At 70.2% G+C, this 22,412-nt stretch carries 16 protein-coding genes and 1 pseudogene; 9 read left to right on the top strand and 8 right to left on the bottom strand.

From position 1 onward, the window contains the following. Positions 1–42: 42 nt before the first annotated feature. Positions 43–1,257 (bottom strand): acetyl-CoA C-acetyltransferase, encoded by a 1,215-nt coding sequence (locus ACFWU9_RS14040; RefSeq protein WP_384317871.1) that lies wholly within the window; start codon positions 1,255–1,257, stop codon positions 43–45. After that, a complete protein-coding gene (locus ACFWU9_RS14035; RefSeq protein WP_384317869.1) occupies positions 1,254–2,501 on the bottom strand; it encodes a CaiB/BaiF CoA transferase family protein in 1,248 nt (415 codons plus the stop codon). The genes ACFWU9_RS14040 and ACFWU9_RS14035 overlap by 4 nt, the downstream gene beginning before the upstream one ends. Before the next feature lie 267 nt (positions 2,502–2,768). Between ACFWU9_RS14035 and ACFWU9_RS14030 the strand changes: the two genes are divergently transcribed. Beyond that, a complete protein-coding gene (locus ACFWU9_RS14030; protein WP_384317867.1) occupies positions 2,769–3,959 on the top strand; it encodes a saccharopine dehydrogenase family protein in 1,191 nt (396 codons plus the stop codon). Positions 3,960–4,165: 206 nt separating this feature from the next. Here the strand turns inward: ACFWU9_RS14030 and ACFWU9_RS14025 are convergent, their stop codons facing one another. Beyond that, a complete protein-coding gene (locus ACFWU9_RS14025; RefSeq protein WP_384317865.1) occupies positions 4,166–4,879 on the bottom strand; it encodes an endonuclease V in 714 nt (237 codons plus the stop codon). 211 nt (positions 4,880–5,090) lie between these two features. On the opposite strand from ACFWU9_RS14025, the gene ACFWU9_RS14020 reads away from it, so the two are divergent. The 5 genes and pseudogenes from ACFWU9_RS14020 to ACFWU9_RS14000 all read left to right on the top strand — a co-directional run bounded on the left by ACFWU9_RS14020 (position 5,091) and on the right by ACFWU9_RS14000 (position 11,813). Beyond that, positions 5,091–5,507 carry an SsgA family sporulation/cell division regulator gene (locus ACFWU9_RS14020; protein WP_384317863.1) on the top strand — a complete coding sequence of 139 codons (417 nt, stop codon included), beginning with the start codon at positions 5,091–5,093 and terminating at the stop codon, positions 5,505–5,507. Positions 5,508–5,771: 264 nt separating this feature from the next. Continuing rightward, positions 5,772–7,410, top strand: a pseudogene (locus ACFWU9_RS14015) (ABC-F family ATP-binding cassette domain-containing protein). Between the two features lie 147 nt (positions 7,411–7,557). Then, entirely contained in the window at positions 7,558–9,828 is a 2,271-nt protein-coding gene (locus ACFWU9_RS14010; protein WP_384317860.1) for an ATP-binding cassette domain-containing protein, read from the top strand. Between the two features lie 118 nt (positions 9,829–9,946). Then, positions 9,947–10,723 carry a dimethylargininase gene (gene ddaH, locus ACFWU9_RS14005; protein ID WP_384317857.1) on the top strand — a complete coding sequence of 259 codons (777 nt, stop codon included), beginning with the start codon at positions 9,947–9,949 and terminating at the stop codon, positions 10,721–10,723. A 115-nt stretch (positions 10,724–10,838) separates the two neighbouring features. Beyond that, on the top strand, positions 10,839–11,813 hold the full coding sequence (locus ACFWU9_RS14000; RefSeq protein WP_384317854.1) for an acyl-ACP desaturase: 975 nt from the start codon (positions 10,839–10,841) through the stop codon (positions 11,811–11,813). 275 nt (positions 11,814–12,088) lie between these two features. On the opposite strand, the gene ACFWU9_RS13995 is transcribed toward ACFWU9_RS14000, so the two are convergent. The 3 genes from ACFWU9_RS13995 to ACFWU9_RS13985 form a co-directional block, all read right to left on the bottom strand. Continuing rightward, entirely contained in the window at positions 12,089–12,400 is a 312-nt protein-coding gene (locus tag ACFWU9_RS13995; RefSeq protein ID WP_384317851.1) for a WhiB family transcriptional regulator, read from the bottom strand. A gap of 81 nt (positions 12,401–12,481) precedes the next feature. After that, complete coding sequence (locus ACFWU9_RS13990) at positions 12,482–13,279, bottom strand: VOC family protein (RefSeq protein ID WP_384317847.1); 798 nt, start codon at positions 13,277–13,279, stop codon at positions 12,482–12,484. Between the two features lie 329 nt (positions 13,280–13,608). Continuing rightward, positions 13,609–14,637 (bottom strand): multicopper oxidase domain-containing protein, encoded by a 1,029-nt coding sequence (locus ACFWU9_RS13985; RefSeq protein WP_384318035.1) that lies wholly within the window; start codon positions 14,635–14,637, stop codon positions 13,609–13,611. A gap of 203 nt (positions 14,638–14,840) precedes the next feature. Between ACFWU9_RS13985 and ACFWU9_RS13980 the strand changes: the two genes are divergently transcribed. Next, positions 14,841–17,318 (top strand): ThuA domain-containing protein, encoded by a 2,478-nt coding sequence (locus ACFWU9_RS13980; RefSeq protein ID WP_384317844.1) that lies wholly within the window; start codon positions 14,841–14,843, stop codon positions 17,316–17,318. Between the two features lie 62 nt (positions 17,319–17,380). Next, complete coding sequence (locus ACFWU9_RS13975; RefSeq protein WP_384318033.1) at positions 17,381–19,543, top strand: OmpL47-type beta-barrel domain-containing protein; 2,163 nt, start codon at positions 17,381–17,383, stop codon at positions 19,541–19,543. A gap of 139 nt (positions 19,544–19,682) precedes the next feature. Here ACFWU9_RS13975 and ligD read toward each other — a convergent pair whose 3' ends face one another. Continuing rightward, positions 19,683–20,693 carry a non-homologous end-joining DNA ligase gene (gene ligD, locus ACFWU9_RS13970; RefSeq protein WP_384318031.1) on the bottom strand — a complete coding sequence of 337 codons (1,011 nt, stop codon included), beginning with the start codon at positions 20,691–20,693 and terminating at the stop codon, positions 19,683–19,685. A 96-nt stretch (positions 20,694–20,789) separates the two neighbouring features. Here ligD and ACFWU9_RS13965 point away from each other — a divergent pair, with 96 nt between their 5' ends. Next, complete coding sequence (locus tag ACFWU9_RS13965; RefSeq protein WP_384317841.1) at positions 20,790–21,854, top strand: ATP-dependent DNA ligase; 1,065 nt, start codon at positions 20,790–20,792, stop codon at positions 21,852–21,854. A 71-nt stretch (positions 21,855–21,925) separates the two neighbouring features. On the opposite strand, the gene ACFWU9_RS13960 is transcribed toward ACFWU9_RS13965, so the two are convergent. Beyond that, positions 21,926–22,354 carry a YchJ family protein gene (locus ACFWU9_RS13960; RefSeq protein WP_384317838.1) on the bottom strand — a complete coding sequence of 143 codons (429 nt, stop codon included), beginning with the start codon at positions 22,352–22,354 and terminating at the stop codon, positions 21,926–21,928. Positions 22,355–22,412 lie beyond the last annotated feature (58 nt).

Below are 22,412 nucleotides of genomic sequence, written 5' to 3'. Positions count from 1 at the left end.
CCGTAGAGATGCGTGGGGTGGTGGCCCGTGCGGAGGGGACGGTCAGACGCGTTCGACGATGGTGGCGACTCCCATGCCGCCGCCGACGCAGAGCGTGGCGAGGCCGTACCGCTTGTCCTGGCGCTCCAGTTCGTCCACGAGCGTGCCGAGGATCATCGCGCCGGTGGCGCCGAGCGGGTGGCCGAGCGCGATGGCGCCGCCGTTGACGTTGACCTTGTCGAGCGAGAGCCCCATCTCGCCGATGTAGCGCAGGACGACCGCGGCGAACGCCTCGTTGATCTCCACGAGGTCGATGTCGTCGATGGTCAGTCCGGCCTTGGCGAGTGCCTTGCGGCTGGCGGGCGCGGGGCCGGTCAGCATGATGGTGGGCTCGGAGCCGGAGACGGCGGCCGAGACGATACGGGCGCGCGGGCGCATGCCGTACCGCTCGCCGGTCTCCTTCGAGCCGATCGCGACAAGGGAGGCGCCGTCCACGATGCCCGAGGAGTTGCCCGCGTGGTGGACGTGGTCGATCTTCTCGACCCAGTGGTACTTCTGGAGCGCCACGGCGTCGAATCCGCCGAGTTCGCCGATCTGTGCGAAGGAGGGCTTGAGCGCGGCGAGCGAGTCGGCCGTGGTGCCGGGGCGCAGATGCTCGTCGCGGTCGAGGACGGTGAGTCCGTTGACGTCGACGACGGGTACGACGGAGCGCGCGAAGCGGCCGTCCTTCCAGGCCGCGGCCGCGCGCTCCTGCGACAGGGCGGCGAACTCGTCGACGTCGCGCCGGGTGAAGCCGCCGATGGTGGCGATCAGGTCGGCGCCGATGCCCTGGGGGGCGAAGCCCGTACGGATGTTGGTCATCGGGTCCATCGCCCAGGCGCCGCCGTCGGAGCCCATCGGCACGCGGGACATCGACTCGACGCCGCCGGCCAGGACCAGGTCCTCCCAGCCCGAACGGATCTTGGCCGCAGCCAGGTTGACCGCTTCGAGGCCGGAGGCGCAGAAGCGGTTCTCCTGGACGCCGGCGACGGTGTCGGGCAGTCCGGCGGCGACGGCGGCGGTCCGCGCGATGTCGGAGCCCTGGTCGCCGAGGGGGCTGACGACTCCGAGGACGACGTCGTCGATCGCCGCCGGGTCGAGCCCGGGGAACCGGTCGCGGATCTCGTGGATCAGACCGACGACGAGATCGATCGGCTTGGTGCCGTGCAGGGCACCGTTGGCCTTGCCGCGACCGCGCGGGGTGCGGATCGCGTCGTAGACGAACGCTTCGGTACTCAAGACAGCGGCCTTTCGGAGTCGTGGGAGGTGCCGGACGTGCTCGGGGTGCCGGGGGCGGTGCCAGGTGTGCCGGGGGCGCCAGGTGTACCGGTGCCGCTCCTGATGCTCGGTACGTCCCAGTCGTCGGCGATCCCCTCGGTGTCCGCGCCCGGCAGCGCGGGCGCGCTCCGTACGGAGGTGGGCGTGGCCGAGAAGCGTGGCGCGGGGGCCGGCTGGGTGATGCCCGCGTGGTCGGTGAATGTGCCACGGGCCACCAGGTGCGGGTGGGCGGGGGCCTCGCGCAGCGAGAGGACGGGCGCCACGCAGGCGTCGGACTCCTCGAAGACGGCCGTCCACTCGGCACGGGTCCTCTCCTTGAACCGGGCGGTGATCGCCGCCTTCAGTCCGTCCCAGCGCGCGAAGTCCTTGCGGGCGGGGACGTCGTCCTTGATGCCGAGCAGCTCGATGAACTCGTTGTAGAAGCGCTGCTCCAGCGCGCCGACGGCCATGTACTCGCCGTCTGCGGTCTCGTAGTTGCCGTAGAAGGGGGCGCCGCCGTCCAGCAGGTTCGCCCCCCGCCGGTCCTGCCAGCCGCCGGCCGCCGTCATCGCGTGGATCATCGTGGTCAGATGGGCGGCGCCGTCGACGATGGCCGCGTCCACCACCTGGCCGCTGCCGCCGGGGGTGCGGGCGTGCTGGAGCGCGGCGAGGACGCCGATGACGAGATAGAGCGAGCCGCTCGCGTAGTCGCCGACGAGGTTGGCGGGCACGGTGGGCGGCCGGTCGGCGTCGCCGAACATGGAGAGCGTGCCGGCGACGGCGATGTAGTCGATGTCGTGCCCGGCGCGCTGCGCGAGCGGGCCGTCCTGGCCCCAGCCGGTCATCCGGCCGTAGACGAGCCGGGGATTGCGGGCGAGGCATTCCTCGGGGCCGATGCCGAGGCGTTCGGCGACGCCGGGCCGGTAGCCCTCAATGAGGATGTCGGCGCGCTCCACGAGATCCAGGAGCCGGGCGGGGCCCTCGTCGGCCTTGAGGTCGAGCAGCACGGAGCGTTTGTTGCGGTTCATGAGGTCGAACCGCGGGTCGATGCCGAGCCCGGCGCCGCCGGGACGGTCGACCCGTACGACGTCGGCGCCGAGGTCGGCCAGCTGCATGGCGGCGAACGGGCCCGGCCCGATACCGGCCAGCTCGACCACCCGCACCCCGGCCAGCGGGCCGTTCGCGGCCGGGCCGGCGGCGTCTCGGCCGCTCGCTGTCGCTGTCATGGTGAGCCCCCAGCAGTGTGACACCAACGATGTAACAGCAATGATGTTAGGAACGCCCACCACTCCGCACAAGCCCCGCCGGGGCGGCTCGGCAAGCAAGCGCTTGTTCTTCTTAGATGGTCGCAGACTTCCACGGAATGACATCCCGCGCGGCCACCCACGGGCGCCCGCGCGGCGTCCGGCGCGGCTCACCCCCTGCCCCGGCCCACCGCCCCAGGCGCTACCCTTCGCCCCCGACAGCGGCCCGGCTCGAACGGCGAGGACTCGATGAACAGGCAGAACGGGGCAGAACGCCCGTACCACGTGGTGCTCTTCGGGGCGACAGGCTTCGTCGGAGCACTCACGGCCGAATATCTCGCCCTGACCGCGCCGAAGGAGTGCCGATGGGCGATGGCCGGCCGCGACCGGGACAGGCTGGAGAAGCTGCGGGACCGGCTGGCCGGGCTCGCCCCGCACTGCGCGGACCTGCCGCTGCTGGTGGCCGACTCCTCCGACCCGGCCTCCCTCCGGTCGCTCGCCGAGTCCACCCAGGTGCTCGCCACGACCGTCGGCCCCTATGTCCGGCACGGCGAGGGCCTCGTCGCCGCGTGCGCGGAGGCCGGGACGGACTACGCGGACATCTCAGGTGAGCAGGAGTTCGTCGACCGGATGTATGTGGCGTACGAGGACCGGGCCCGGCAGACCGGGGCACGGCTGATCCACGCCTGCGGGTTCGACTGCATACCGCACGATCTGGGCGCGTACTTCACGGTCAAGCAGCTGCCCGCCGATGTGCCGCTGCGTATCGACGGGTTCGTCCGCACGAACGCGTTCTTCTCCGGCGGGACCCTCGCGACGGCGATGAACGCGCTGAGCCGGGGGCGCCAGGCCATGGAGGCCGCGAAGCTGCGGCGGCTGCACGAGCCCCGGCTGGTCGGGCGGCGCGCGGTCGGGCCGCTGGGCAGGCCGCACTTCAACAGGGAGACCGGCTTCTGGGCGCTGCCGCTGCCCACCCTGGACGCGCGGGTCGTGGCGCGCTCGGCGGCGGCTCTGCCCCGGTACGGCCCCGACTTCCGCTACCGGCACTTCGCCGGGGTCAGGACGCTGCCGGTCGCGCTCGGCGGCGCGGTGGCGGCGGGCGCGGGCGCCGCGCTGGCGCAGATTCCGGCGGTCCGGCGGACGCTGACGAACTACTACGAGCCGGGGACGGGGCCGGGCGAGGCACGCAGGAGCGGCAGCTGGTTCATGGCGCGGTTCGTCGGCGAGGGCGGTGGACGCAGGGTGTTCACGGAGGTGGCGGGCGGTGACCCGGGCTACGACGAGACGGCGAAGATGCTGGCCGAGGTGGCGTTGAGCCTGGCCTTCGACGATCTCCCCGAGACGTCGGGGCAGGTCACCACGGCCGCCGCGATGGGCGACGCGCTGCTGGAGCGGCTGCGGTCGGCCGGGATGGTCTTCCGGGTCGCGCACGCGCGCTGAGAGCCGGCGGGCGGCCGGGCCCGGCCGCCCCCCTGCGGATGCGAGAGCGCGGCGGCCCGCCCCCAGCACGGGCCGCCGCGCTCGTACCGGACCCGTCGGCGGCACTCGCGTGGTCCGCCGGCGGGTCAGCTTGTTCGGCGCGGTTCGCCTGCCCCTCGCCTGTGTGCCGTTCTCTTCGAGGGGCAGACCGGTGCACCGCGCGAAACTCATCGCTCCGCGTCGTATTTGTTTCCGGGCGCGGCCCCCACGGCCTCGCTCAGCGCTCGACGGCAGAGCGCGTCCGCCCTGCGGGTGGTCTCCGGGATACGGAACTCCGGGGTCAGCCACAGGGTGTGCGCACAGGCGGTGTCGAGTCCGGTCCGGTGGCCGGCGGAGACGAAGACGGGCTTCACACCGTCCCGCGTCCGCAGCGCCCGGCCCACCTCCTCACCGTCGTCGGCGAGCAGGGGCGTGAACTCGCCGCGCCGGGTGCCGGGTTGCTCGTACGAGAAGGTGAACGGGTTCTTGGCGACGCCGAACACCGGCAGTCCCGTGAGCACCCCGAGATGGGCGGCGAGCCCGAACCGGCGGGGATGGGCGCGGCCGTAGCCGTCGCAGACCACCAGTCCCGGGTCCGACGTCAGGGCGTCGAGGGCGGCGAGGACGGTGGGGATCTCGCGGAAGGCGAGCAGTCCCGGCACGTACGGGAAGCTGACCCGGCCGACGGCGGTCGCCTCGTCCACGACGGCGAGGGTCGCCGCGTCGAGGACGACCGCGGCGGCGGCGACGATGTCCCGTTCGTCGTCGTAGGCCACGTCGACCCCGGTCACCAGCCCGGTCCCGACCGCCGGCCCCTCGTCGCCCCGCACGACCAGTTCGCGCAACTCGTCCTGGATCGCCCTGGCTTCGGCCTCGTCGGCGGGTGTCCTGATCGTCGTCATGGTGGGCCCAGCGTAGTGCCGGGACCCCGTCACGGCCGGGCGGATCGACGTACATCCGGGGCGCGGGGGCGCCGTGGAGCACCCGACCCGCCGGTAGCAAAAACGGTGACGCAGGTCACGCCGTTCACCGAGCACTCTTCAGCCCGTTGCGTCGTCTTTCCCTGTAGCGGAGGAGACTCATCCGCCCGAGCCGTGCGAAGGGGAGCTGGCCTTGTCCACCGTCATCGAGCAGGCCCTGCAAGCCCGGCTGGTCGCTTCGGCGCCGCAGCTGGAGACCGTTCCCGCGACCCTGCGCTACGACGGCGAGGATCCGTTCGCGGTGCGGATGGCGTTCCCGCCCACGGCGACGCTGGAGGGGACGGAGGTCTCCTGGGCGTTCTCCCGGGAGTTGCTGACCGTCGGGATGGACGAACCGGCCGGGCTCGGTGACGTACGGGTGCGGCCGTTCGGCTACGACCGTACGGTCCTTGAGTTCCACGCCCCCGAGGGCGTCGCGATGGTCCATGTCCGCACCTCGGAGGTACGGCGTTTCCTGGACCGCTCCCTGGGCGTCGTGCCGGTCGGCCGTGAGCATCTGTATCTCGATCTGGACCACGACGTCGCGGAGTTGCTGCGCGACGCCTGCTGAAGCCCGGACCCCTCCGGCTCCCCCGCCCCTCCCGTAAAACGCGTTGCCTCCGGCGCCCGCCCCCTCGTACCGTGCACAGCGGTCCTGTTGTCGCCGAACGGAGTGGGACGTTGTTCCTCTGAGGTCATGAGACACCGTGCCGCGCGGCTCACCGCCCGCGCGCACCGCGTGTGACCTCGGCTGTCGAGCCGTCCTTCCCCGGTGCCCTCTGCCGGTGTCTCCCACCGTTGCCTCGCATCCCTTCGCAGCAGCCTGGAGACCCGTATGTCGACTTCCCCCCATATCACCTGCTCCGCCCTCTCCTTCGCCTGGCCGGACGGCTCCGTCGTCTTCGACGACCTCCAGCTGGCCGTCGGCCCCGGCAGGACCGGCCTCGTCGGCCTCAACGGTTCAGGGAAATCAACCCTGTTGAGGCTGATCGCCGGCGAACTCACCCCCACCGAGGGCAGGATCGGCGTGGTGGGCGAGATCGCCCGTCTCCCGCAGAACGCCGTGCTCGACACCGGTCTCCGTGTCGACCGGGCGCTCGGCGTCGCCGACACCCGCGCGGCGCTGCTCGCCGTCGAGGCGGGTGACGCGAGCGAGGCGAACCTCGCCGCCGTCGGCGACGACTGGAACGTCGAGGAGCGGGCGCGTGCCGTACTCGACCAGCTGGGGCTCGGCCATATCGGTCTGGACCGGACCATCGGCGAGATGTCGGGCGGCGAGTGCGTCCTGCTGCGGCTGGCGGCCCTGCTGCTGGCCCGTCCGTCGGTGCTGCTCCTGGACGAGCCGACGAACAATCTGGACCGGTACGCGCGCGGGCGGCTCCATGAGGCCGTCGCCGCGTTCTCAGGGGTGCTGGTCGTGGTCAGTCACGACCGTGAGCTGCTGGATCTGGTCGACCGGATCGCCGATCTGCGGGACGGCGAGGTCACCTGGTACGGCGGGAACCTCCCCGCGTACGAGGAGGCCCTCGCCGTCGAACAGGAGGCCGCCGAGCGGATGGTGCGCGTCGCCGAGAGCGATGTGCGCCGGCAGAAGCGCGAACTGGCCGACGCGGAGGTCAAGTTGGCCCGGCGCAAGCGCTACGGCCAGAAGATGTGGGACACCAGGCGCGAGCCGAAGACGATCATGCAGGAGCGCCGGCGCCAGGCGCAGGTGTCGGCGGGCAAGCACCGCGCCACGCACACCACGAAGCTGGCGGAGGCCAGGGAACGGCTCGACGAGGCGGTGGAGGCGGTGCGTGACGACGACGAGATACGGATCGAACTGCCCGCCACCGAGGTCCACTCCGGTATCGGTGTGCTGCGTCTGCGGGAGCTGAGGCTGCGCTACGGCGCCCGGGCCGGGGGCGAGTTCGCGATCCACGGCCCCGAGCGGATCGCGCTGGTGGGCCGGAACGCGGCGGGCAAAACGACGCTGCTGCGGACGCTCGCGGGCGAGCTGGCACCGGTCGCGGGTGAGGCCGAGGCGCTGGTGCCGACGCGTTTCCTGCCGCAGCGGCTCGACGTCCTGGACGACGGGCTGACCGTCGTGGAGAACGTCGCGCGGTTCGCGCCCGGGTGCCACGGACAACGAGATCCGGGCGCGGCTCGCGCGGTTCCTCTTCCGGGGCGCACGGGCGAACCAGCCGGTCGGGACCCTGTCGGGCGGGGAGCGGTTCCGCGCGTCGCTCGCCGCCCTGCTGCTCGCGGAGCCCGCGCCCCGTCTGCTGATGCTGGACGAGCCGACGAACAGTCTCGATCTGGCGAGCGTGCGGAAGCTCACGGCGGCGCTGGGGGCCTATCGGGGCGCCCTGGTCGTGGCGAGCCACGACGTGCGGTTCCTGGAGTCGATCGGCATCACGCGGTGGCTGGTGCTGGACGGCGAGCTGCGTGACACGACGGTGGAGGAGGTACGGGCGGGACTGCCGCCGTCGTAGAGCCCGCGGAAGAGACCCGGAAGGCGGCGGGGAAGCCGTCCCCGAGGCCGGTCGGGAGCACCGTCGAGAGCGCGATCGGGGCGCGATCGGGGGCGCGATCGGGAATCCGGACAGAGGCTGTCTGGATTCCCGATTAGCTTCGGGCCCATGCCTCAGAACATCACCATCGTGGGCGCCCGTGAGAACAACCTCAAGGACGTCTCGCTGACCATTCCGAAGGACCGGATCACCGTCTTCACCGGGGTCTCCGGTTCCGGCAAGTCGTCCATCGTCTTCGACACCATCGCGGTGGAGTCGCGGCGCCAGCTCAACGAGACCTTCTCGACGTTCATCAGGAACCGGCTGCCCAAGTACGAGCGGCCGCACGTCGAGGCGATCGACGACCTGTCGGTGGCGATCGTCATCGACCAGAAGCCGGTCGGCGGCAACGTCCGCTCCACCGTCGGGACGATGACCGACATCTACTCGGTGCTCCGGGTGCTGTTCTCGCGGTACGGCACGCCGAGCGCGGGGGCGGCCGGCGCGTACTCCTTCAACGACCCCTCCGGCATGTGTCCCGAGTGCGACGGCGTGGGCAGGGTCGTACGGCTCGATCTCGACCGCGCAATCGACTGGTCGAAGTCCCTGAACGGCGGCGCGCTGCTGCTGCCGGGCCTCTCGGTGGGCAACTGGGAGTGGCACCTGTACGCCGGGTCCGGGCACTTCGACCCGGACAAGCCTCTCGACCGGTACACCGCCGAGGAGCGCCGACTCCTGCTGCACGGCGGTGACTTCACCGTCCGGCTGGAGCTGCGGACCGGCTCGGCGGACGTACGGTTCGAGGGCGTCGTGGGCCGCTTCACCCGGCTCTTCCTCAAGCGCGACACGGCCGGCCTGTCGGAGAAGCGCATGGAGGCCGCGAGCAGGTTCACCGCGCAGCGGGTGTGCGACGCGTGCGGCGGGGCGCGGCTCAACGCGGCGGCTCTCGCCACCCGTATCGACGGCCTGTCCATCGCCGACTGCACCCGGATGGAGGTCGGGGACCTGGTGGACGTGCTGGCGGCGATCGACGACCCGGTGGCCACGCCGATCGCCACCGCCGCGCGCGAGCGGCTCGACCGGCTGGTGGGGATCGGGCTCGGCTATCTGAGCCTGGACCGGGAGACGACCACACTCTCCGGCGGCGAGGGACAGCGCCTCAAGATGGTGCGCCATCTGGGGAGTTCGCTGACCGGGCTGACCTTCATCTTCGACGAGCCGAGTGTGGGTCTGCATCCACGGGACGTGGGACGGCTGAACGATCTGCTGCGGCGGCTGCGCGACCGGGGCAACACGGTGCTGGTGGTGGAGCACGACCCGGACGTGGTGGCGATCGCTGACCATGTCGTCGACATGGGACCGGCGGCGGGCGCGGACGGCGGCGAGGTGGTGTTCGAGGGGACGGTGGAGCGGCTGCGGGAGGCGGACACCCTCACGGGCCGGCATCTCGTGAGCCGTACCCCCGTCAAGGAGGGGTTCCGCTCCCCCACCGGCCAACTGCCGGTGAGAGGGGCCGCGTTGCACAATCTGAAGGGCATCGACGTCCTGTTCCCGGCCGGGGTGCTGACGGCGGTGACCGGTGTCGCCGGGTCGGGGAAGTCGACGCTCGTCTCCGAGGTCTTCACGGCGGCCCACCCGGACGCGATCGTCATCGACCAGGGCGCGATCACGGCCTCGTCGCGCTCCACCCCGGTCTCGTACCTCGGCGCGATGGACAGCATCCGCAAGCTGTACGCGCGGGAGAACGGCGTCGAGCCCGGGCTCTTCAGCTTCAACTCCTCGGGCGCCTGCTCCGGTTGCGCGGGGCGGGGGATCATCCAGACGGATCTGGCGTTCATGGACCCGGTGACGACGGTCTGCCAGAGGTGCGAGGGACGGCGGTTCGGCGAGCAGGTGCTGGCGCTCCGGGTGGGAGGCAGGTCCATCGTCGACGTACTGGACATGACGGCCGCTCAGGCGATTCCGTTCTTGGGGCAGTTCGGCGGCGACCGGGCGACGCTGCGCAAGCTGCGGACCCTGAACGACGTGGGGCTGACCTATCTGACGCTCGGTCAGCCGCTCAGCTCCCTGTCGGGCGGCGAGCGTCAGCGCATCAAGCTGGCGACCCAACTGCACCGTACGGGCAGCGTGTACGTGCTGGACGAGCCGACGACCGGGCTGCACATGGCGGACGTGGGCACGCTGATGACACTGCTCGACCGGCTGGTGGACGCGGGGAACACGGTGATCTGCGTCGAACACAACATGGAGGTGGTCAAGCGCGCGGACTGGGTGGTCGACCTCGGCCCCGACGGCGGGAAGCACGGCGGCGAGATCCTCTTCGAGGGGACACCGGCCGAACTGCTGCGCCACCCCAAGTCGTTCACCGCCGCGTACCTGCGGCGGGATCTCGGGATGTGAGGGCCTCCCGCCGGTGACCGTGCCGCCGCGGTGACCGCGCCTCTTCGGCGCGTACGGGCTGACGTAGCGTGGACGGCTCCTCGGCCCGAGGAGCCCACGACCCGATCCGGAGGTCCCCATGCCGCACGGAAAAGCCCTGATCCGACGCCCCGGCCCGCGTCTCGCCGAGGGCCTGGTGACCCATCTGGAGCGCACACCGGTCGACGCCGGACTGGCCCTCGCGCAGTGGGAGTCGTACACCGAGGCCCTGCGGGCGCACGGCTGGGAGACGGTGGAGGCGGCGCCCGCCGACGACTGCCCGGACGCGGTGTTCGTCGAGGACACGGTGGTCATGTTCCGCAACGTCGCGCTGATCGCCCGTTCGGGTGCCGAGTCGCGCCGGCCGGAGACCCCGGCCGTGGAGGAGACGCTCGTCGCGCTCGGGTGTTCGGTCGAGCGGGTACGGGAGCCGGGCACGCTCGACGGCGGCGATGTGCTGAAGGTCGGCGACACGGTGTACGTGGGGCAGGGCGGACGGACCAACGAGGAGGGCGTACGGCAGGTGCGCGCCGCGTTCGAGCCGCTGGGCGCGCGTGTCGTCGCCGTACCGGTGAGCAAGGCGCTGCACCTGAAATCAGCGGTGACCGCGCTGCCCGACGGGACGGTCGTCGGGCACGCCCCGCTCGTCGACGACCCGTCGCTCTTCCCGCGCTTCCTGGCCGTTCCCGAGGAGGCGGGATCACATGTGGTGCTGCTCGGTGGCGGGAAACTGCTGATGGCCGCGAGCGCGCCGCGCAGCGCCGGACTGTTCGCGGATCTCGGGTTCGAGCCCGTCCAGGTCGACATCTCGGAGTTCGAGAGACTGGAGGGATGCGTGACCTGCCTCTCGGTGCGGCTCCGCGACCTGCGCGCATAACCACCTGTAAGCGCGCATCGCGCATCAGGTCTTGGCTCTCGCCTTACCGCACCCTTAACCTACGGTCACGTAACCTACGAACCCGTAGGTACTACTCCCGTCCCCAGGAGCATCCGTGACACTCACCTCTCCCCATCTCGGCAGTTCGGAGGCGTGGACCGACGCCCGACTGCTGTACGCACTGGAAGAGGTGGTGGAGAAAGAACTCAACCGCCATCTCAAGGTCGCCAAGGACTGGATGCCGCACGAGTACGTGCCCTGGTCCGACGCGCGCAACTTCCCCGGTTTCTTCGAGGACGGCACGGCCTGGGAGCCGCAGCAGTCCAAGGTGACCGATCTCGGCAAGATCGCCCTCGTGGTGAATCTGCTGACCGAGGACAACCTCCCCAGCTACCACCACGAGATCGCCAGCCTGTTCGGCCGCGACGGCGCGTGGGGCACCTGGGTGCACCGCTGGACGGCCGAGGAGGGCCGGCACGGCATCGTGATGCGCGACTATCTGCTGGCGTCGCGCGCCGTCGACCCGGACAAGCTGGAGCAGTTCCGGATGACGCACATGTCGGAGGGCTTCACGTCGGACAACCGGCACTCGATGCTGCACTCCGTCGCGTACGTCGCCTTCCAGGAGCTGGCGACCCGTGTGTCGCACCGCAACACCGGCCACCAGTCGGGTGATCCGGTCTGCGACCGGATGCTGGCGCGTATCGCCACCGACGAGAACCTGCACATGGTCTTCTACCGCAATCTGCTGGGCGCGGCCTTCCAGATCGCCCCGGACCTCACGATGCGGGCGGTACGCGACGTGGTCGTCGAGTTCCGGATGCCGGGGCACGGGATGCCGGGCTTCGAGCGCGCCGCGGCGCAGATGGCGATCGGCGAGATCTACAACATGCGCATCCACCACGACGACGTGCTGCAGCCGGTGCTGCGCTATCTCAAGGTGCTCGACATCGACGGACTGGGCCCCGACGGGCTCAAGGCGCAGGAAGAGCTCGGGATGTACATGGGCGGGCTCGACTCCGAGGCGAGCAAGTTCGACGAGAAGCTCGCCGCCCGCAAGGCGCGGATGGCCGCGCGCGCCGCAGGCTGACCCTCGTGGGCTGATCCCGCGCGGTCCGGAGCCGACGTCGTCCTGCGCCGACGCGGCGCTCCGGCCCTCCGGTGGGCAGCACGGACCGTTCACGTGTCCCACCGGGTGTGCCGTTCCACGAGGCGGAGCTCCCCCGGGTACCGGCATCGGGTCCCGTACGCCCCGCACGGCGTACGGCCCGGTCCCCCGGCACCCGTCTCCTCCTCACAGGCGCGCCCGTCGTCGCCGTCTCCGCCCCGTTCGGCCCAGACGGCGACGACGCGGGTTCAGCCGGCTCAGGCGCTCCCGGACGCTGCCGTCGCGGCTCCGGCGCCGCCGAAACGTCGGCGGCGCAGCCGCTCGCGCTCCTTCTCCGAGAGCCCGCCCCACACGCCGAAGCGCTCGTCGTTGTCGAGGGCGTATTCAAGACAGGCGCGCCGACCCTCACAGGCTCCGCAGAGCTGTTTCGCCTCGCGGGTGGACGAGCCGGGGGCCGGGAAGAAGAACTCGGGCCCTGTCTGGGCGCACAGGGCGTTCTCCTGCCAGGCGAGTTCCTGTCCCGTACGCCCGGTGAGGCCGGTGAGGGTTTTCATTGCATCGATCTGCATGGCGCACACGCTGCCTGGTGGCCATAAACATTCGATCAACGAGCAGATGGGGAGAGCCGCAAGGGCTGTTTCCGGCCCCGCTCAGGTGTCCTGCGAGAAGCCCTGCATGAACGCGAGACGAGCGCCGTACGGGTCGTTCACCACGGCGAAACGGCCGACACCCTCGATGTCCGTGGGCTCCTGGACGGTCGTGCCGCCCAGCCGGTCCGAGCTCGCCACCGCAGCATCGCAGTCGGCCGTACCGAAGTACAGGAGCCAGTTCGGCCCGGTCGTGTCGGAGGTGGGGTCGGCCTCCGAGGGGACGATCCCCGCGAACATGCCTTCCGGGCCTTTGCCGGCGGGATGGACCATCGTGTAGTCGCCGTCGCCTCCGGGCATCGGCATCGTGCTCGACTCCCAGCCGAAGACGGAGCCGTAGAAGCCGGTGGCGGCGTTCTTGTCCGGGGTGGTGAGCTCGGCCCAGCAGAGGGTGCCCGGTCCGTCGACGGCCTCCAGGCCGGCGTTCGTCCCCGGTTGCCAGGTGGCGAAGTCCGCACCCGCGGGGTCTTCGCACATGGTCATGCGGCCGAGGTCCCTGACGTCCATCGGCTCGTTGACGATCGTGCCGCCGTTGTCCTTCACGGCCGTGGCGGTGGCGTCGGCGTCCGAGGTCTGGAGGTAGAGGGTCCAGGACGGCGGGGCCTGTTCGACGGGGAGCTGCATGGCCCCCGCGACGGTCTTGCCGTTCAGCCGGAACATGCCGTAGCCCCCGAACTCGGGACCGGCCGACACGTGGTCCCAGCCGAGGACGCCTCCGTAGAAGGACTTCGCGCCCTCGATGTCGGGCGTGGCGAGATCGGCCCAGTTCGGTGAACCTTGCACATAACGCGTGGTGAGCATCGCGGCTCCTCAGAGAGACCCCCCGTAACGCTTCCACTCCCGAGTCTGCTACCGATCGGGACCCCCCGCATGTGTACGAGAGGAGAGCGGAACCGGGGTCTCCACGCCGCGCCCGGGGCCCGTACGCCCACCACTTTCCGGCCGGGCGGACACGGGTGGCCGAACCACGCGGGGTGGTCTTTGCGCGCGGCACGAGCCGGACACGCGGTGCGGGCGCCCGACACGCGGCACGGGCCCGACGCGCTGGATGGGCCCGACACGCGGCCGGCCGCGGCGGGCGGGCCGGGTGTCGGTCCGTCCGGCCGCGGCCGGTGGTGGCGCTTGCGCCGTCAGTGGCCCGCGTGGGCGCCCTTCGCGGTCGCGCCCTTCGCGCTCTTCTTCGCCGCCTGGGGGTGGTGCGGCTCGTACCCGGGGATCGTGCCGTCCGGCTTGGCGATCAGGAACAGGCCCGCCATGCCCTGGTCGGAGTGGCTCTGTACGTGGCAGTGGTACATCCACGCGCCCGCGCCGACGCCCTCGCCCGCGATGATCTGGAGCCCGAAGGAGTCCGCCGGTCCAGTGATCTTGTTGTCGATGATCCGGCTGGTGTCGCCCGCGCCGCTGAGCAGGCCCGTCCTGTTGTCGGCCCAGCGGTGACCGTGGATGTGGAACGTGTGGTAGAACTCGCCGTGCGTGATCATGATGACTTCGAGGCGCTCACCCACCGTGGCCTCGAAGTTGGGGCTCTGAGCCCCCGGCAGATTGTTGATCTGCATGTCGTTGAAGACGATCGTGAACTGCTTGTCCGGGAGGATGTCACCCTCCCGGCGGACCACCAGACCGCCGTAGAGGCCCTGCTTGATGCCGCCCGTGCCGTGGTCCGTGCCGACGACATGGTCGTGGTAGTGCCAGTAGCCCGCGCTGCCCTCGCGATACGTACCGTCAGCACGCTTGCCCGGCTTGTGTGTACGCCAGGTGTACGTACGCTTCCCACCCGGCGGTACATGACTCTTGTTCATACGGGTGCCGTCGTTGGCGATGTCGTAGTCGACGCCGTGCACGTGCAGGCTCGCGTCGACGTCCGTGAGGTTGGTGAACTCGATGTGGACGGTGTCGCCCTCGACGATGTCGATGAGCGGGCCGGGGACGGTCGCCTTGCCCTTCTCGAAGCCGTAGCCGATCTTCCCCGTGCCCAACCGCTCGGCCACCATCGTGAGATGGTGCACCTTGCCGCCGGCGGGCGCCCGGTTCGGGCCCGCCGCGGCGGCGGTCGGCGCGGGGGCGGCCGAAGAGGCCGAGGCAACGGACAACGATGTCACGCCAGTTGCCGCGACCGCGCCGCCGGCCATGAGGCGCCGGTTGAAACTCCGTCTGTCCATCGCCATGCCGAACTCCCCACATGCGGTGCTGAGACTGTCGGGACACAGTGAAGCCCCGGGACGGCCACACGGTAGCTCGGGGATCTTCGTTTATCCACACTCAGGACAAAGTTAGTTCCATTCTGGTGATACCTCTTGGCTCGCCACCGAAACAGGTCTAGCTTCACGCCTGTTGCTGTGACCAAAGATGGGTGGGTGAACACATGCAGCGCGTACCACATCGCCGGTCAAGATCCCGGCGCGCAATGGCCGCCGCCGTGGTGGCCGGCACCATGGCCGCGACTCTGCTAGGCGGAAACGCCATGGCCGGTCCGTACCCTGAGCCGCCGTCGACAACGTTGTCCCTTCCTTCGCCGCCCGGCGGTAAGAACGTGAAGGTACTCGTCTTCCACGGCTCGACGTCGGAAGAGTCCCCGATCGTCAACGCCGGGATCGAGGCCATCGAGAAGATCGGCCTGACCGGCCCGGCCGCACAGCGGTTCAAGACCGAGACCAACGGTGACGGTTCGGTCTTCACCAACGCCACCAAGCTCGGCAAGTACAACGCGGTCGTCTTCCTGACGGGTGGCGGCGATGTGCTGGATCCCGAGCAGGAGGCCGGACTCGAAGCCTTCGTCGAAGCCGGCGGAGGCTTCCTCGGTATCCGGGACGCGGCGCGCACCGAGCCGTACTCGGAGTGGTTCACCGGACTGATCGGTGCCCGTCCCGACGACGCGAGCCCGGACACCGTCCAGCGCGCGACCGTCGAGGTGGGTGACCGTCAGCACCCCGCGACCAAGAACCTGCCGAAGGAGTGGAAGCGCTCCGACAAGTGGTTCAACTGGGACCAGAACCCGACCGGCGACGTGCACACCGTCGCCCGCCTGCGGGAGAGCACCTACAAGCCGGGTGAGGGCGCCAACGGCGCGGACCACCCGATCTCCTGGTGCCGGGACTACGACGGCGGCCGTTCCTTCTACACCGGCATGGGCGCCACCGTCGACTCGTACGCCGAGACCGACTTCCGCGACCACCTGCGCGGCGCCCTCCAGTGGACCACGCGTATCTCGCGGGCCGACTGCAAGGCGACCATCACCTCGAACTACACGGCCGAGCGTGTCACCCAGCCCAACAAGCCAGGCGAGTCGGACCAGATCGGCGAGCCGCACGGCACCGTCGTCGCGCCCGACGGCCGAATCTTCTACATCGGCCGCGGCGGCGGCGACAACACCCAGCCCGTCGTCACCGACTGGGCGAACCCGGACATCGGCAAGGGCGAGGGCCAGATCCACGTCTACGACCCCAAGACGAAGAAGGTCACCAAGGCCGGCGGCCTGACCATCTTCGGCAACAAGGGCGGCGGCGACGAGCTGGTCAAGAACGAGGAGGGCCTGCTCGGTATCGAGCTGGACCCCGACTTCATGACCAACGGCTGGGTGTATCTGCACTACACACCCCACTCGGGGATCAACCGTGACACCCACATGGCCGAGCGCCGGGTCTCGCGGTTCACTCTCGACCTCGCGACCAACAAGCTCGACCTCGCGAGCGAGAAGAAGCTGCTGGGCTGGCCGGTGCAGATCCACAGCTGCTGTCACTCGGGTGGCGGTATGGCGTGGGACTCCAAGGGCAACCTCTACATCGCGACCGGGGACAACAACTCCTCCGGCTTCAGCGACGGTTACTCGGGCAACAACCCGCAGCCGAACTTCAAGGGCGTCTCCTTCGCGGACGCGCGCCGTACGGCCGGTAACACCAACAACCTCAACGGGAAGATCCTGCGGATCCACCCCGAGGACGACGGCACGTACACGCTGCCCGAGGGCAACCTCTTCACCGGTGAGGAGACCGCCGAGGGCGGCGACAAGACCCGCGGCGAGATCTATGTGATGGGTGTCCGTAACCCGGCGCGCATCTCCGTCGACAAGAAGACCGACACGCTGTACGCGGGCTGGGTCGGCCCCGACGCGGGCGCGCCGAGCACCACATGGGGTCCGGCGAAGTACGATACCTTCGCCGCCATCACCAAGGCGGGCAACCAGGGCTGGCCGTACTGCATGGGCAACAAGCAGCCCTACCGCGACCGCAACCTGCCGGACCCGTCGAAGCCGCTGGGCTGGTACAACTGCGACGCGCCGAAGAACGAGTCCCCGAACAACGACGGTCTCGTCAACATCCCGCCGATCACGGGCAACACCATCTGGTACTCGCCCCAGGGCGGCGCGCCGGACTACCCGCGTGACGCGAACGGCATCCCGAGCTACAAGCAGGCGGAGGCGACCTACCTCCTCCCGTGGCTCAAGGGCGGTGGCCAGGCGACCATGAACGGTCCCCTCTACCGGTTCGACGCGGAGAAGGCGACGGCCGACGGCTGGCCGTCGTACTGGGACGGCAAGTGGTTCGTGGGCGACTTCTACGACCAGACGCAGCCCAGGCACGCCGTGGAGCTCGACCCCAAGACCGCGGGCAAGGGCGGACTGCCCGTGCACGCGGAGTCGTTGAAGGAGATCATCCCCGTCGGTGAGAGCGGCATCCGCAACCTCATGGACTGGAAGTTCGCCCCGGACGGCTCGCTGTACGTGCTCGACTACGGACGTGGGTTCTTCACGTCCGACGCGAAGTCCGCGCTCTGGCGCGTGACGTACAAGGGCGGCGAGGCCACACCCGCCGCCGCGGATCTGGCCAGGAAGGCGGCGCAGTGAGGCAACGCGGCGCACTGAGACACCGACCTCTACGCCTGTGGACGGCCCTGCTGGGCTCGTTGATGCTGGTGCTGGGGCTGACCTCGACACAGGCGTACGGACGCGACGACAACGGCAAGTCGCCGATGGCGGCGGCCCAGGTACTCAACTGGACGGCGGGCAACTCCACCACGGCGTACCAGACGTTCCCGACGACGGCTGTCGCGGGTCCCGCGACGATCGTCTTCGAGAACAGCAAGGCCACCGGCAACACCACGTCGATGCCGCACACGGTCACGTTCGACACGTCGAACCCCGACTACAACAACGACGTGACGCTCAACCTGATGGCGAGTCCGGAGGACGCGCAGGGCGGTAAGCAGACGGCCGAGGTCGTACTGACCCCGGGCACCTACCGCTACTTCTGCACGATCCCCGGTCACGGCACGATGACCGGCACCTTCACCGTCACCGAGGGTGGCGGCGGCGAGGACACCACGGCGCCCGAGACGGCCGCGAAAATAGACGGCGACCAGAACGGTGACGGCGCGTACGTCGGCCAGGCCACGGTGACGCTCTCCGCCACCGACGCGGGCTCGGGTGTCGACACCGTCGAGTACGCGGTCGGGGCCGACGGCGAATGGCAGCCGTACACCACTCCGGTGGTGGTCAACACGGTCGGCGACCACGCCATCAGATACCGGGCGACCGACAAGGACGGCAACGTCGCCGCCGAGAAGACGGCGGAGTTCAAGGTCGTCGCGCCGGACACCGGCGACACGACCGCGCCGGAGACCTCGGCGACCGTGTCGGGTGAACAGGACGCGGACGGCGCGTACTTGAGCATGGCCACGGTCACCGTGACCGCGTCCGACGCCGGTTCCGGTGTCAACAAGATCGAGTACGCGATCGGCGCCGACGGGGCCTGGCAGACCTACGACGCGCCGGTGATGGTCCATGAGGTCGGTACGCACAAGGTCCGTTACCGGGCCACCGACAAGGCCGGCAACGCCGCCGCCGAGAAGGCCGTCGACTTCAAGGTCGTCGAGCCCCCGGCGGAGGACACGACGGCGCCGGTCTCGACCGCGGCCGTGAGCGGTGACAAGAACTCCGACGGCGCGTACATCACCAGCGCCACGGCGACGCTCAAGGCGACGGACGACCTCTCGGGTGTCGAGAAGATCGAGTACTCGCTCGACGGCGGTCCCTACCTCGCGTACACCAAGCCCGTGATCGTCGACGCGGTGGGCTACCACAAGCTCGCGCACCGTGCGACGGACAAGTCGGGCAACACCTCGGTGGCCAAGGAGGTGACGTTCACCATCGCCAAGGGCGGTGGCGTTCCCGCCCCCAACTGCCCCGAGTACGACGTGCGGCTGACGGTCATCGTCGGTGCGGTCGACACGGGTGTGCCGAACCGGCTCACCACCAGCCGCTGCACGATCAACGAGCTGATAGAGGACGAGAAGGACTGGTCCTCGCACGCGCTGTTCCTGAAGCACGTCGACGCGGTTCTCGACAAGCTCCAGTCGGACGGTGTGATCGACAAGCGCGAGCACACCAAGATCACGAAGGCCGCCAAGCAGTCGAAGATCGGCAAGCCGGGTCAGACGACCGGCTACCGCACGATCTTCGACGGCACGGAGGACAGCTTCTCCAAGTGGGCCCAGGTCGGCGGCGGCAAGTTCTCGCTCACCGCGGACGGCGCCATGACGAGCAGCACCACCGTCGAGGGCATGGGCATGCTGTGGTTCCCGGAGCGCAAGTACGACGACTTCTCGCTGAAGCTCCAGTTCCGTGACGACGCGCCGGGCACGGGCAACGCCAACGGCGGTGTCTTCGTGCGCTTCCCGAACGTCAACGGTCACCCGCTGGAGAGCCGGCCGGAGTGGGTCGCCATCAACTACGGGCACGAGGTCCAGATCCTGGACCGCCCGGACGGCGACATGTACAAGACGGGATCGCTCTACGGCTTCGACCGCGTCGGCCTCGCCGGTGCGGGCGTCACCCCGAAGGGCAGCTGGAACGACTACGAGATCAAGGTGGTCGACCAGCACTACACCATCCTGCGCAACGGTGTCGTGATCAACGAGTTCGACAACATCGGCGGCCAGGAGTTCACTCCGCCGCGCGCCGGTGACGTGGGTACCGACGGACGGCGTTACTCGTCCGGCTACGTCGGTCTCCAGGTGCACGGCACGACGGACGTCATCTCCTACCGCGACATCCGGATCAAGCAGCTCTGATCGGGACCGGTTCGATGTGACGCCTCCTTAGGAGGCCGAGCCGACAGAAGTGCCCCTTCCCTCACGGGAGGGGGCACTTCGCCGTTCGGGGACGGGCGCGGGGGCCGGGGTGCGGGACGGGGGCGGGGGGCGACCGGGGCTAGGGCGCGTCCGGCGGGTCCTCGCGGGCGCGGCTCGGCTGGACGCGCTTCGGTTCGCCCGGCATCTTCGGGTAGTCCGGCGGGTACGGGAGATCGCCGTGGCCGTGGTCGCGCTCGTCGCGGGCGGCCAGTTCCAGCAGGCCCTCCAGGCTGTACGCCTCGGAGTCCATGTCCGCGTGCAGATCCCCGACCTCGGCGAAGCGGGCCGGCATCGTCGCCACGTCGAAGTCGCGCGGCGAGACGTCGTCCAGCTCCTCCCAGCGCAGGGGCGCGGAGACCGTGGCGTAGGGATTGGGGCGTACCGAGTAGGCGGAGGCGATCGTGCGGTCGCGCGCCGTCTGGTTGTAGTCCACGAAGATCTTCTCGCCGCGCTCCTCCTTCCACCACGCCGTGGTCACCCGGCCGGGCATACGCCGTTCCAGCTCTCTGCCGACGGCGATGGCGGAGCGCCGTACCTGGGTGAACGTCCAGCGCGGTTCGATCGCCACGAAGACGTGCAGTCCGCGTCCGCCGGAGGTCTTGGGTCTGCCGTTCAGTCCCTGCTCGTCGAGGACGGCGTGCAGTTCGTGGGCGGCCCTGACGGCGTCCTGGAAGTCGGTGCCCGGCTGCGGGTCCAGGTCGATGCGCAGTTCGTCGGGGTGTTCGGTGTTCCCCCGCCGTACGGGCCAGGGGTGGAAGGTCAGCGTGCCGAGATTCGCCGCCCAGAGCACGGCGGCCGGCTCGGTGGGGCAGATCTCGTCGGCGGTGCGTCCGCTGGGGAAGGCGATCCGGGCGGTGGGGATCCAGTCGGGCAGATTCTTCGGCGCCCGCTTCTGGTAGAAGGACTCGCCGGAGATGCCCTCGATGTACCGCTGGAGGGTGGTCGGCCGGTTCCGCAGGGCGCGGGTGATCCCCTCGCCCACCGCGATGTAGTACTGAGCCACGTCCAGCTTGGTGAAGCCCCGATCGGGAAAGTAGATCTTGTCCGGGCTGGACAGTCGCACGGCCCGGCCGCCGACCTCCAGCTCCATCGCCGCACCCTTGCTCGCCATACGCGCCACCGTAGGCCCGGCTCCCCCACCGCGCATATTGGGCGGACCGTCCTCGTTCCGCGCACAATCGAGGGCATGGATCTGCCGGTGATGCCCCCGATGAAACCGATGCTGGCCAAGTCCGTGGCCAAGATCCCGCCCGGAATGCAGTACGAGGCCAAGTGGGACGGCTTCCGTGCGCTGGTCCACCGGGACGGTGACGAGGTGGTGATCGGCAGCCGCAACGGCAAACCGCTGACCCGCTACTTCCCCGAGCTGGTCACCGCCTTCCGGCGCGAGCTGCCCGAGCGGTGCGTGGTCGACGGCGAGATCGTGATCGCGTACGAGGGCCGGCTGGACTTCGACCGGCTCAGCGAGCGCATCCACCCGGCGGACTCCCGGGTGAGGACCCTCGCCGAACGGACCCCGGCGAGCTTCGTCGCGTTCGACCTGCTGGCCCTCGGCGACCGTTCGCTGCTCGACACGGCGCAGTCCGAGCGCCGTGCCGCCCTCGTCGACGCCCTGGGCGGGGTCTCGGCGCCGGTGCATCTGGCGCCGGCCACCACGGATGCCGAGCTGGCCCAGGAGTGGTTCCGGCGCTACGAGGGCGCCGGGCTCGACGGGGTGGTCGCCAAGCCGCTGGATCTGCCGTACCGGCCGGACGTACGCGTCATGTACAAGATCAAGCACGAGCGGACCGCGGACGTGGTCGTGGCCGGATACCGCCTCCACAAGAGCGGCCCCGTCGTCGGCTCCCTGCTCCTCGGGCTGTACGACACGGGCGGGACGCTCCAGCACGTGGGGGTGTGCGCCGCGTTCTCGATGAAGCGCAGGGCCGAGCTCGTGGACGAGCTGGCGCCGCTGCTGATGGATTCGGCCGAGGACCATCCGTGGGCCGCCTGGGCGCGGGAGTCGGCGCACGAGAGCGCCAGACTGCCGGGGGCGCCGAGCCGCTGGACGGGCAAGAAGGACCTGTCGTGGGTCGCGGTGCGCCCCGAGCTGGTCCTTGAGGTGGCGTACGACCACATGGAGGGCGACCGTTTCCGGCACACGGCGCAGTTCCGCCGGTGGCGTCCGGACCGTACACCCGGGGAGTGCACGTACGCGCAGTTGGAGGAGCCGGTCCGGTACGACCTGGCGGAGGTGCTCGCGTCGGGCTGATGCGTCGTCCTCACGTCCGGCTGATCCGTCGTCCTCACGTCCGGCTGATCCACCGGACAGCTCCTGGGGTCCTAGTCGACGAAGGTGCCCTCGACGTAGACCCAGGCGCCCTCGTGCCGCTCGAAGCGGCTGCGCTCGTGCAGCGTGCCCTTCTCACCGCGGCGGGTGTAGCGGGCGCGGAAGGTGACGGTGCCCTTGGTGTGGAAGGCACTGCCCTCGGTGGTGGCCAGGATCTCCAGACCCGCCCAGCGCATTGCCGGGTCGAGGTCCACCCGCGTGGGGCGGGTGGCGGGATGCCAACTGCTCAGCAGATAGGGCTCGTCCCCCACCGCGAAGGCGCTGTAGCGGGCGCGCATGAGGCGCTCGGCCGTGGGGGCGGCGGCCGTACCGGAGTGGAAGCGGCCGCAGCACTCTCCGTAGGAGGAGGGCAGTCCGCACAGACACGGGGAGTCGTCCCGGGCGGCGCTCCCGCTCTTGCCGGTGCTCGTGCCTCTGCTCATGCCTCTGCTCGTGTTCGTGCCGCCGTTCGTGCTTGTACTCGGCGAGGTCCGCCGGGTG

This window comes from Streptomyces sp. NPDC058653, assembly GCF_042716895.1.
GTDB lineage: Bacteria > Actinomycetota > Actinomycetes > Streptomycetales > Streptomycetaceae > Streptomyces.
This window is presented reverse-complemented; position numbering and strand designations above follow the sequence as displayed.

What these genes read in the sequence shown, in the direction of transcription:
- ACFWU9_RS14035 (WP_384317869.1), bottom strand. Translation starts at nt 2,501, where the DNA reads ATGACAGCGACAGCGAGCGGCCGAGACGCCGCCGGCCCGGCCGCGAAC.
- ACFWU9_RS14030 (WP_384317867.1), top strand. Translation starts at nt 2,769, where the DNA reads ATGAACAGGCAGAACGGGGCAGAACGCCCGTACCACGTGGTGCTCTTC.
- ACFWU9_RS14025 (WP_384317865.1), bottom strand. Translation starts at nt 4,879, where the DNA reads ATGACGACGATCAGGACACCCGCCGACGAGGCCGAAGCCAGGGCGATC.
- ACFWU9_RS14010 (WP_384317860.1), top strand. Translation starts at nt 7,558, where the DNA reads ATGCCTCAGAACATCACCATCGTGGGCGCCCGTGAGAACAACCTCAAG.
- ddaH (WP_384317857.1), top strand. Translation starts at nt 9,947, where the DNA reads ATGCCGCACGGAAAAGCCCTGATCCGACGCCCCGGCCCGCGTCTCGCC.
- ACFWU9_RS13995 (WP_384317851.1), bottom strand. Translation starts at nt 12,400, where the DNA reads ATGCAGATCGATGCAATGAAAACCCTCACCGGCCTCACCGGGCGTACG.
- ACFWU9_RS13990 (WP_384317847.1), bottom strand. Translation starts at nt 13,279, where the DNA reads ATGCTCACCACGCGTTATGTGCAAGGTTCACCGAACTGGGCCGATCTC.
- ACFWU9_RS13985 (WP_384318035.1), bottom strand. Translation starts at nt 14,637, where the DNA reads ATGGACAGACGGAGTTTCAACCGGCGCCTCATGGCCGGCGGCGCGGTC.
- ACFWU9_RS13980 (WP_384317844.1), top strand. Translation starts at nt 14,841, where the DNA reads ATGCAGCGCGTACCACATCGCCGGTCAAGATCCCGGCGCGCAATGGCC.
- ACFWU9_RS13975 (WP_384318033.1), top strand. Translation starts at nt 17,381, where the DNA reads ATGCTGGTGCTGGGGCTGACCTCGACACAGGCGTACGGACGCGACGAC.
- ligD (WP_384318031.1), bottom strand. Translation starts at nt 20,693, where the DNA reads ATGGAGCTGGAGGTCGGCGGCCGGGCCGTGCGACTGTCCAGCCCGGAC.
- ACFWU9_RS13965 (WP_384317841.1), top strand. Translation starts at nt 20,790, where the DNA reads ATGGATCTGCCGGTGATGCCCCCGATGAAACCGATGCTGGCCAAGTCC.
- ACFWU9_RS13960 (WP_384317838.1), bottom strand. Translation starts at nt 22,354, where the DNA reads ATGAGCAGAGGCACGAGCACCGGCAAGAGCGGGAGCGCCGCCCGGGAC.